This is a genomic window from Biformimicrobium ophioploci (assembly GCF_030270605.1).
Classification (GTDB): Bacteria; Pseudomonadota; Gammaproteobacteria; order Pseudomonadales; family Cellvibrionaceae; genus Biformimicrobium; species Biformimicrobium ophioploci.
Window position 1 is genome coordinate 19,381 of the sequence record NZ_BSYJ01000002.1, and the last position, 9,550, is coordinate 28,930.

8 protein-coding genes are annotated in these 9,550 nt (G+C 55.8%); all 8 read left to right on the forward strand.

Features of this window, described 5'->3' with window-relative positions:
• The first annotated feature begins 36 nt into the window (after positions 1–36).
• The 8 genes from QSJ80_RS03590 to QSJ80_RS03625 all read left to right on the forward strand — a co-directional run bounded on the left by QSJ80_RS03590 (position 37) and on the right by QSJ80_RS03625 (position 9,483).
• Complete coding sequence (locus tag QSJ80_RS03590; protein WP_285762913.1) at positions 37–2,031, forward strand: tetratricopeptide repeat protein; 1,995 nt, start codon at positions 37–39, stop codon at positions 2,029–2,031.
• Complete coding sequence (locus QSJ80_RS03595) at positions 2,028–5,159, forward strand: tetratricopeptide repeat protein (RefSeq protein ID WP_285762914.1); 3,132 nt, start codon at positions 2,028–2,030, stop codon at positions 5,157–5,159. Before QSJ80_RS03590 ends, QSJ80_RS03595 begins: the two co-directional genes overlap by 4 nt.
• Positions 5,156–5,752, forward strand: a complete 597-nt coding sequence (locus tag QSJ80_RS03600; protein WP_285762915.1) for a tetratricopeptide repeat protein — start codon at positions 5,156–5,158, stop codon at positions 5,750–5,752. Before QSJ80_RS03595 ends, QSJ80_RS03600 begins: the two co-directional genes overlap by 4 nt.
• The gene (locus tag QSJ80_RS03605) at positions 5,752–6,087 is read left to right on the forward strand and encodes a hypothetical protein (protein WP_285762916.1); all 336 of its coding nucleotides are present in this window, start codon (positions 5,752–5,754) and stop codon (positions 6,085–6,087) included. Before QSJ80_RS03600 ends, QSJ80_RS03605 begins: the two co-directional genes overlap by 1 nt.
• A gap of 100 nt (positions 6,088–6,187) precedes the next feature.
• The gene (locus tag QSJ80_RS03610; protein WP_285762917.1) at positions 6,188–6,952 is read left to right on the forward strand and encodes a MotA/TolQ/ExbB proton channel family protein; all 765 of its coding nucleotides are present in this window, start codon (positions 6,188–6,190) and stop codon (positions 6,950–6,952) included.
• The gene (locus QSJ80_RS03615; protein ID WP_285762918.1) at positions 6,952–7,548 is read left to right on the forward strand and encodes an ExbD/TolR family protein; all 597 of its coding nucleotides are present in this window, start codon (positions 6,952–6,954) and stop codon (positions 7,546–7,548) included. The genes QSJ80_RS03610 and QSJ80_RS03615 overlap by 1 nt, the downstream gene beginning before the upstream one ends.
• Positions 7,549–7,607: 59 nt before the next feature.
• Complete coding sequence (locus QSJ80_RS03620) at positions 7,608–8,096, forward strand: ExbD/TolR family protein (protein ID WP_434219162.1); 489 nt, start codon at positions 7,608–7,610, stop codon at positions 8,094–8,096.
• Between the two features lie 10 nt (positions 8,097–8,106).
• The gene (locus QSJ80_RS03625) at positions 8,107–9,483 is read left to right on the forward strand and encodes an AgmX/PglI C-terminal domain-containing protein (protein ID WP_285762919.1); all 1,377 of its coding nucleotides are present in this window, start codon (positions 8,107–8,109) and stop codon (positions 9,481–9,483) included.
• The last annotated feature ends 67 nt before the right edge of the window (positions 9,484–9,550 follow it).

Here is a 9,550-nt window from a genome sequence, read left to right on the forward strand (position 1 = left end):
ATGTTAGAGCTTCCAGCGCTATGTGAGGCGTCGGAGATGGGAGCCAGATTATTCCCGCGTGCCGTGATTCTGTCGGCTGCACTGACCATATGCTCCGCTTCAGGTGCTGCAGAGCCGCAGGGGGCTGGCCAGAAGTCCGCCCGTGATCTGTTCTTTGCCGCGGCAATGTACGAGGCCCATCAGGATAACTATCTAGACGCAATCGTGGGGCTGGACGTTGAGCTGGCGCAACACAGGCGCCTCGATGAGCCGCTGCTCGACCCTTTCAGTTTTCACCGCGACCAAGCGCAATTTTCAGTGGGAGACCTGGAGCTTTCCTATCGCATGCACCAGCAGGCGGGCAGGGCTGTTGAGGCGGTTCTAAATGGGGATGTCCCCCAGCAGGTGAAGAATGAAGCAGCTTATCGCCTGGCCAACATTCACTACCAGAAACGGCAGACTCAAAACGCCCTGCATGCCTTGCAGATGATCGAGGGCGGGGTTCCTCACAGAGTCCGTCCAGCTGAACAGTTCCTTCGTGCGAGAGTGTATATGGAGTTGGGCCGGCTGCCGGAAGCAATCGCCCTGCTGCGTTCAATGAAGGGTGAGCAGGGATTCGAGGGCTTTGTCGAATACAATTTGGGCATAGCACTGTTAAAGTCCGGCGAGGCCGCGGCAGGCATCGCCGAGCTTGCTGCCCTTGGGCGTCGGACGGTGCAAGATCCCGCCAGGCAGGCACTGGCAGACAAGGCAAACCTGCTGCTTGCCTCAAGGCTGCTGGAGGCTGGAGAGCTGCAACTTGCCCGTACTCATTTCAATCGTGTAAATCTTGAAGGACCATTCTCCAATCGCGCGCTGCTCGGTGCCGGCTGGGTAGAGGCCAGAGCTGGCAACTACGAGCGGGCGCTGGTGCCGTGGCAGCTACTGAGCGAAAGGAAAGTAACAGACGCTTCCGCCCAGGAGGCGTTACTGGCAGTTCCTTACGCATACGGGAAGTTGGAGGTTTTCAGTACGGCAGCGGTCAATTATGGCCATGCACTGGAGCAGTTTGGGCAAGAAGTTGATGTGCTCACTGCGTCGATCAGAGGTGTGCGTGAAGGCAAGCTTCTTGAGGCGCTGCGCCGCAAGGAGGCGAGGCAGATCGAAAACTGGGTTGTCGCTTTGCGGGAGCTACCCGGTGCCCCAGAAACGCATTACCTTTTGCAGTTGATGGCCTCAAATGACTACCAGGAATTCCTGCGTAACTATCACGACCTGAATGACCTGCATGAGCGCAATACCAAGTGGCTCGAGAGCCTGGATGCCCTGCAGTCCCTGATAGCCAGCCGCCGCGCATACTTTGAGCCCATATTGCCGGGCATCGACGAGGCATTTCGCGTTCTCGATGCGAGAATCAAATTACGTATGGAAGAGCGGGATCGCTTCGCTGCGCGTGTTGATCTCATGCTGGTTTCCCGGCGCCCGGAGTATCTCGCAAACGCCGAGGAAATTCAGTATATCCAGCGCCTGAACAATCTAGCCGACATCCTGTTTGGTAGTAATGATGAAGTATCAAATGCGCGCGTGGCCCGTCTGGAAGGCGTCATCGATTGGCGCCTGGAGACAGAATATGACAGTAGGCTGACCAATGCTTTCCAGCGCCTGCAGGAGCTGAATGCTGAAATCGAGCGCTTGCAGGAAGCCCGTACTGCGTTTGTGCAGCGCCGACAGGCCGCGACCCAGAGCTATGCAGGGCATGACCAGTCCGTGGAGCGATTGCGCGCGAGGCTGCGGCAATCACAGGACCGGCTTGAATTTTTGATGGCGCGCCAGGGAAGCATGCTCGAAGCGGTTGCCATCACCGAGCTGGAGCGGCGTCGGGCTGTGATCGAGAGCTACCAGGTCAAGGCAAGGTTCGCGCTGGCGGATAGTTATGATCGTGCCAATGAGCTTCTCGAGCAGCGAGATGGCGAGCGTAGGGCAGAGCAATACCGGAAAGATAATTCTGGATTGCCAAAGAATAACCCACCGGAGCTGAGCCCGGGTGGCCTGCCTGAAGGGGGTGATAAGTGACTCGCTTCAACCCGGCGCCATTAGCGCTCGCATGTGTAGCCGTATTAGGTGGTTGCGCAACTGGTGGGCATCAGACGATTGGTAGCCTCGAAAAAGTTGAAATAAAGATCGAGGAGACCAATCTTGAGGGGAGTCTCGAACACGCACTCGCGGGCTACCAAAAATATTTGCAGGAAACTCCAGAATCAGCAATGACGCCAGAGGCGATTCGGCGCATAGCGGATTTGAAGATCAAGCAGGCTCATCAGGTAGAGGCGGCAACGCAAGCAAGCCGAAGACCTGAGACACCTGAGCCTGCAGCGGCACAGCCTTTGGTGGGGCAGCTGTCCAGTAAACCTGAAAATGTTGCCGACAGGCCTGTACTCGCCGACAGGGGGGCAGAATCCGACCGCGACTTTGAGCGGCGGGCCAGTGCTGCCAGAGAGGTCCAAGCCAGTGAGGCCACGCCGGAACTCCCGGAAGGGAATACCGATGCAGTACTCGCCGCGAATGCCGCAGAGGCGATCTCCCTTTATCAAAAGCTACTGAAAAAGTACCCCCTGTATCCTCGCAATGACCAGGTTATGTACCAGTTGTCGCGTGCCTACGAGGAAACAGGTGAGATGGACAAGGCGGTGAGAATTCTGCACCGCCTGGTTGCGGAATTTCCCGGATCCCGTCACGTTGACGAGTCATATTTTCGTCTGGGGGAATATTATTTTACCCGCAAGAAATATCTGGATGCGGAAGAGGCTTACGGTCGTGTTGCTGCAATGGGACAGGCGTCGAGCTTCTTTGAGCTCGCGCTGTACAAGCGTGGCTGGGCGTTCTTTAAGCAGGAGTTGTACGAAGAGGCGCTGGATGACTTCATTGCCATGCTGGATTACAAGCGCGCCCGTGGATATGACTTCAATCAACAGACGAACAAAGTTGAGCGCAAGCATGTTGGCGACACCTTCAGGGTTGTCAGCCTGAGTTTCTCCTATCTCGGTGGTGCCGAATCCATCGTGGAGTACTTTGACAGGAAAGGCGAGCGCCCCTACGAATCTCTGGTATACAGTCATCTGGGTGAGTACTACCTGGACAAACGCCGTTACCAGGATGCGGCTGAAGCCTACACTGCCTTCGTTAGCCGCAGGCCGCTGGACAGGGTTGCACCGGATTTTTCCATCCGCGTGATCGAAATCTATGAAAAGGGCGGCTTTCCCAAGCTGGTTTTGGCGTCAAAGAAAGAGTTCGCCAATACTTATGCATTGGATGCCAGCTACTGGAGTGTGTTCGATATTAATGAATACGGTCATGCCTACGAGTTCCTCCAGTCCAATCTTACTGATCTTGCCGCGCACTACCATGCGGCCTTCCAGAATAAACGCCTAAAAGATAAACGTGCGGAGAACTATCAGGAAGCGATTCACTGGTACCGTCGTTACCTGACCAGCTTCAAGCAAATGGCACGTGCACCGCAGGTGAATTTTCAGCTCGCCGGCCTGATGTTGGAGAACCGGGATTTTAATTCTGCAGGTGTCGAGTATGAGCGCACGGCTTATGACTATCCCAGACACGAACAGGCTGGTGAGGCGGGCTATGCTGCCGTCTTTTCTTATCGTGAGCACCTTGCCAATAACTTAAAGAGTGCAGGCGCCACCGAACGTGCAGCCTTTCTTCGGGAAATCGTGCGCTCATCGTTGCGTTTTGCATCGACCTATCCAGAGCATGAAAATGCAGCCCGTGTACAGCTGGGCGCAGTGGAGGACCTGTATGGTCTGAAGGAATATGCCCCGGCCATCCAGTACGGCCGGGCGTTACTGGAGCAGTTTCCGAAAGCCAATACGGAAATTCAGCACGCTGCCTGGGTTGTGATAGCGCATGCGTCATTTGATACAGCCCTCTACATTGAAGCCGAGAAAGCCTATCGTGTGGTTCTGGCTATGTCGGTCAAAGAAAAAAAAGGGCAGGACCAGGCTTTGTTTGAAAACCTGGCCGCATCCATTTACCAGCAGGGGGTGCTGGCACGCGACACGGGCGACCATGCGCGTGCCGCTCAGCACTTTCTTCGGATCCGCAATGCGGCCCCCACGGCCAGCATCCTCGCCACGGCAGAGTATGATGCCGCCACGGCACTAATTAACCTTTCGGCCTGGGACAGGGCGGCCGAGGTCTTGACTGCCTTCCGTGCAAACTTCCCCAAACACGAATTGCTAGGTGAAGTGACCAAAAAACTTGCCGTCGTCTATTCGGAGAGTGGCCAGCTTTCCCTCGCCGCACAGGAGTTCGAGCGCATCGAACGTGAATCGGATGACGATGCGACGCGCCGGGAGGCGCTCCTGCAAGCGTCGGATCTTTATGTGGCAGCGGAGGAGTCCGGTCAGGCGATAAACGTGCTAAATCGCTACCTGAAATTCTTCCCGGCGCCATTCGAGCCGGCAATAGAAGTGAGGCAAAAGGTTGCCGACATCTATTCCGCGAGCGGCGATCAGACGCGTTATACGCAAGCGCTCGAGCGGCTTGTACGGATTGAGCGTGGCGGTAAGGCAAATCGTACCGAGCGCACCCGTTACCTAGGGGGGCATGCAGCGCTGCAACTTGCGGAGCCCGCGTTTGAAGCTTTTGTGGCGGTACCGCTGGTTTCACCGGTTGACCGCAGTATTAATCGCAAGCGCAGCCTGATGAAAACCGCTACCAATGCATTTACCAGGCTGATTGATTATCAGGTGGCTGAGGTCACTGCAGCAGCAACTTTCTATCTGGCTGAGATCTATCTGGAATTCAGTGTCGCCCTTAAGGACTCGGAACGCCCCACTAATCTGACTCCACTGGAGCTGGAGGAGTATGAGCTGGCACTGGAGGAGCAGATATTCCCGTTCGAGGAGCGTGCAATTTCTGTTCACGAGAAAAATATCTCGCTCCTTGGCCGGGGCATGTACAACCACTGGGTGGAGCGCAGTATCGGCGCACTGGCTGTTCTGATGCCTGCCCGCTACGCGCGTGCGGAAGAGTACGGGCAGCCGTTGCCGTCAATCATCCCTCTGCCGCAGGTATCCACTGCTTCTGTTGATGCCAGTACTGATGCCAGCCTGGAAACGGCTTCGAACAAGAAATCTGACGAGGTAGCTGGTGAAGCTGATGCCCTTGAGGGAGGTCAATCATGAGCCAGAGTTCCCTACGCGTACTGCCAGTAATACGCCTTACAGTAGTGCTGGTGTCTCTGGTGCTGGGAGCCTGTGCCGGTAATCCGCCAGGCGGCCGGACTGCAATCGACCCCGCATCCGTGCGGGTGTCGGGCGGAGTGAGCCGGGATTTTGAGCGCTCGCTGGAATACCTGCGTGGAGAGCGGTATGAAGAGGCGATCGGGATACTGGAACCGCTTGTTCAGCGGGAATCGCGCCTGCCTGCGCCGTACGTCAACCTGGGCATCGCCTATTACCGGGTTGGCGATGAAAAGAGCGCCGAGGAAGCGTTTGTGAAGGCGCTTGCAGTACGGGCCGGCCACGCAGCTGCGAGTAATGAGCTGGGGGCACTGTACCGGCGTCAGGGGCGTTTTGAGGAGGCGCGCACAATCTACCAGTCCGGCCTTCAAGTTAATCCGGATTATCCAGTGCTTGTTCGAAACCTTGGCATTTTATGTGACCTGTATCTCCAGGATCTTTCCTGTGCGCTGGCACAATTCCAACATTACCGGAATCTCAAACCGGACGCGCCCGAAATCAAGATATGGCTGGCCGAACTGGAGCGGCGGATGTAATGAAAAATTTGGTCGTAATACTGCTGTGCTCCTTAATGGTAGCTGGCGCGACTCCGTCAGTGCTGGCCGAGGAAGACGAGGCCGGAACGGTTCAGGAAAATGTGAATGTGGCGTCAAAGAAAGTAGATGATGAAGTCAAGTCACTTTCCGGAATCTCCATTATCGGTAACAAGGAAGCGCCAAAGTCGCTTTATATCGTGCCCTGGAAAAGCTCAGAGGTTGGTGTGGAAACGGATCTCGCATCTTCCTTGTTGGATGATTCACTGCAGCCGCTGGATAAAGATGTCTTCCAGCGCGAGTATGAGTTTTACAAATTGAGCACTGATCAAGAGTGACTCTTTGGTTAATTAATTTTATTGAGGCTAGCGGGCATGCATTGCACTGCGGCCGGATTGATTTTTTTGCTTACTGCACTATGTGTCGAGAGGGTGTGTAATGGATTTTTTTAATAGCGTAATCGCGTTTTTCCAGACGGGCGGTGCATTTATGTATCCCATTCTGGTTGTGCTGGCGTTGGGCTTGGCAGTCGCAGCGGAGCGTTATGCCCGCCTGGTTTATGAACGCCACACTAACCGGGCGATGTGGGATAAGGTTCGTCCGATCCTTGCGGCTGGTGACTTTGATCGCGTGCGTAATCTGATCAAAGATAGTAATTCCGGCGTTGCCAAGCTCATCGCCATGGGGCTTTCTCGCCAGGGCGCAGTGCGCCGTCGTGAGGATATCGAAATCGCGATGGATGAAAGCATGATGGAAATCATCCCTCAGCTCGAAAAGCGCACTTCTTACGTTGCGCTTTTCTCGAATATCGCCACGCTGTTGGGTCTGCTTGGCACCATCATGGGCTTGATCGAGGCCTTTACCGCCGTGGCAAATGCAAATCCAGCGGAGAAGGCGGACCTGCTGTCCGCGAGCATCTCGGTGGCGATGAACACCACTGCTTTCGGCCTGATGGTGGGTATTACCCTGCTGATCGTGCATGCACTGCTGAACTCCCTTACCGGTGAAATCGTTGACAGCCTGGAGATGGTATCCGTGAAGGCCCTGAGCATGATCTCTCTGTCCTCGCGTCGTCGGGTAGATTCGGAAGGCGAAGAGAAAGAGGGCCGTACCGGTGCCGCGGCCAAAAACGAAAAAACATCTGCTGTGCCGACTCCCGGTAAAGCAGCGCCAAAACCGGGCATACAAGCGGAACCGGCATAATGAGAAGAAGGCGTTATTCGGCCAAGAAAGAAGCGCCGGAGCTGGATATCACCGCCTTCCTTAACTTGATGGTGGTTTTGGTCCCGTTTCTGCTGGTTTCAGCCGTATTTTCCCGTGTGACCATCCTCGAGCTGAATATGCCTTCCGGTGCAGGAGGCGGGGCACCGGATGATCCCAGTGTGACTGTTGAGGTTGTAGTCCGGCAGGATCAGATTGAAATCGGTGATGGAGAGAAGATCATTGCCCGGTTTCCAAACCTGGTCACAGCGGAGGAGCTGGAAGGGAAAGGGGATCAGGCGGTTGTCGGCGGTACAGAGGTAGCAACTGAAGGCGCGCAGCAAATGGTTATACCGACAGAAGAGCGGTATGACCTGCAGAAACTGCGTACCTTCCTGTTGCAGGTCAAGGGTAGTTACCCGGACAAGACGGACGCAATCATCCTGATGGAAGCCAATGTCGCATACGAATACCTGGTTGGCATCATGGATGCGGTGCGTGAAGCTGAAGTGCGCAGCGAAGATAGCAACCCGGAAGAAACCGGTTCTGTTGAGCGTGTTGTGCTGTTCCCGGATATATCCCTAGGAGATGCGCCGTGAAGCGTGAAAGTCGCCGTATGAAGCGGATGGGTCGAAGCCGTAGACGCAAGGCGCCCGGCATGAATCTTACCTCCCTGATGGATGTATTCACGATTCTCGTGTTTTTCCTGCTGACCAATACTTCCAGCAATGAAGCGCTGGATCCGCCCAAGGTGATCACCCTGCCGGACTCTGTGGTGGAGTCAAAGCCCAGGGAAACAGTGACTCTGATGGTGACCCATGATGAGGTGCTGATTGAATCCAGGCCAGTGCTCACCATTGAGGAATTACTGGGTAGTGAGGAAAGTGTGGTTCAGGTTATCAGGGAGGCCATGGAAGCTGAACTGGGTAAAGCAATCAGCGTGGCTGTTGCTGAAACCGCTGACGCCCCAGAGGGGGCTGTGCAAGAGGGGGATGCAGGGCTGATTGAGGAAGTGCCACCTGAGGTGAATATTCTTGCGGACAGAACTGTGCCGTTCCATTTGCTGAAAAAAGTCATGTCGAGCTGTACCAGTGCCGGCTATACACGTATATCGCTGGCGGTAGTTCAGAAAGCGTCGCAGAGTTGATGGAAGTTTTGTGAATAATTTGGTTCAACAGCAACAGGCGGTCAGCGATGCGCAGACAACGACGCTTCGCAGGATCCGTGTGCTCGAAGGAGAGCGCCAGTTAGTTCAGGATCGCCTGTCCGAATTTGACCGTGCCTCGGAAGAGCACAGGCTGCTTGCAGAGATAAGTGAGCGCCTCTCGCGCCTGGAGGAAGTGGGCGCGGGCGAGCTATTCTGGGCAGATCAATATCGTGACGATGCATCCGAGGTTGTATTGCGCAGGATTGCGCGAACGCTCAAAGCGCATAACGCCGATCGCGGCCTGATGCAGGAGAAGGCGCAGAAGCTCGATAGGGAGATTGCGAGCTACGAAGAGACGCTGGCCGATCTCGACTACGAAGCGGAGCGACTTCAGCAGGAACAGGAAGAGGCGCAGTTCGAGTTTGAAGTCACCCGCGAGCTGGATCTTTCCCGCGATTGTGATGCGGTTATGCCCTGGCACAAGCAGGGCGAGGACGAAAAGCGTTTCCGTAAGTCGGTCCTGGCTTCACTGCTGCTGGCACTGCTGCTGGGCTCTGGCGTGGCGCTATGGACCTTGCCTGAGCCGGATGAGAATCAGGTTATTGAGATACCCGAGCGCCTCGCCAAGCTTGTAATCGAGAAAAAGACAAAGCCGAAGCCGCCGCCGGAACCGAAGCAGGCCCAGCAAAAACCGGATGAAAAGAAACCGGAGCCCAAGAAAGAGGTCGCCCAGAAAGAGCCGCCACCCACCAAGGCTGAGAAAAAAGAGGCTCGTCGGAAGGCTGAGCGAGCGGGTGTGCTTGCATTCAAGGACAACTTCCAGGACCTGATTGAGGATGACCTGGATCAGCGCCTCGGCGTGCAGACGCAGCTTAGCACCACGGGTAAGAGGGAGAACCGTAGTCAGCGTTCCCTGATTACAGCGGCGGCAAAAGCCGGTAGTGGCGGTATCGATACTGCCTCCCTTAGCAGGAATGTCGGCGGAACCGGCTCTGCCCTGAATGGCGTGGCATTCTCGAGGGTCGAGAGTTCGATCGGCAGTGAGGGTGACTTTGCCGGTGAGGATCGTCCCCTCAGCAATGGTGCAGGTCCTTCCCGCACGGACGAGGAGATCCAGATCGTGTTCGATCGGTATAAGGCTGCGCTCTATCGCATCTACAACCGTGAGCTGCGCAAGAATCCTGCGCTACAGGGCAAGATGGTCCTACGCATCACGATCGAGCCGGATGGCAGTGTGTCGCTCGCGAAGGTCGAGACCAGTGATATGGACTCCGCGACTCTGGACCGCATGATTGCCTCACGGGTCAAGCGCTTTAATTTCGGGCCAAAAGCCGGGGTGCCGACCATCACCATCCTGTACCCGATCGACTTCCTGCCGGCGGGGTAACCGACACTCCAGCCGGCCAGGGTTCTTCCTGGCCGGCCTTGCCTAATCTCAAACTTCATGGAGCTTC

Coding starts and splice junctions, on each gene's coding strand:
- QSJ80_RS03590 (WP_285762913.1), top strand. CDS start 37: ATGGGAGCCAGATTATTCCCGCGTGCCGTGATTCTGTCGGCTGCACTG.
- QSJ80_RS03600 (WP_285762915.1), top strand. CDS start 5,156: ATGAGCCAGAGTTCCCTACGCGTACTGCCAGTAATACGCCTTACAGTA.
- QSJ80_RS03605 (WP_285762916.1), top strand. CDS start 5,752: ATGAAAAATTTGGTCGTAATACTGCTGTGCTCCTTAATGGTAGCTGGC.
- QSJ80_RS03610 (WP_285762917.1), top strand. CDS start 6,188: ATGGATTTTTTTAATAGCGTAATCGCGTTTTTCCAGACGGGCGGTGCA.
- QSJ80_RS03615 (WP_285762918.1), top strand. CDS start 6,952: ATGAGAAGAAGGCGTTATTCGGCCAAGAAAGAAGCGCCGGAGCTGGAT.
- QSJ80_RS03620 (WP_434219162.1), top strand. CDS start 7,608: ATGAATCTTACCTCCCTGATGGATGTATTCACGATTCTCGTGTTTTTC.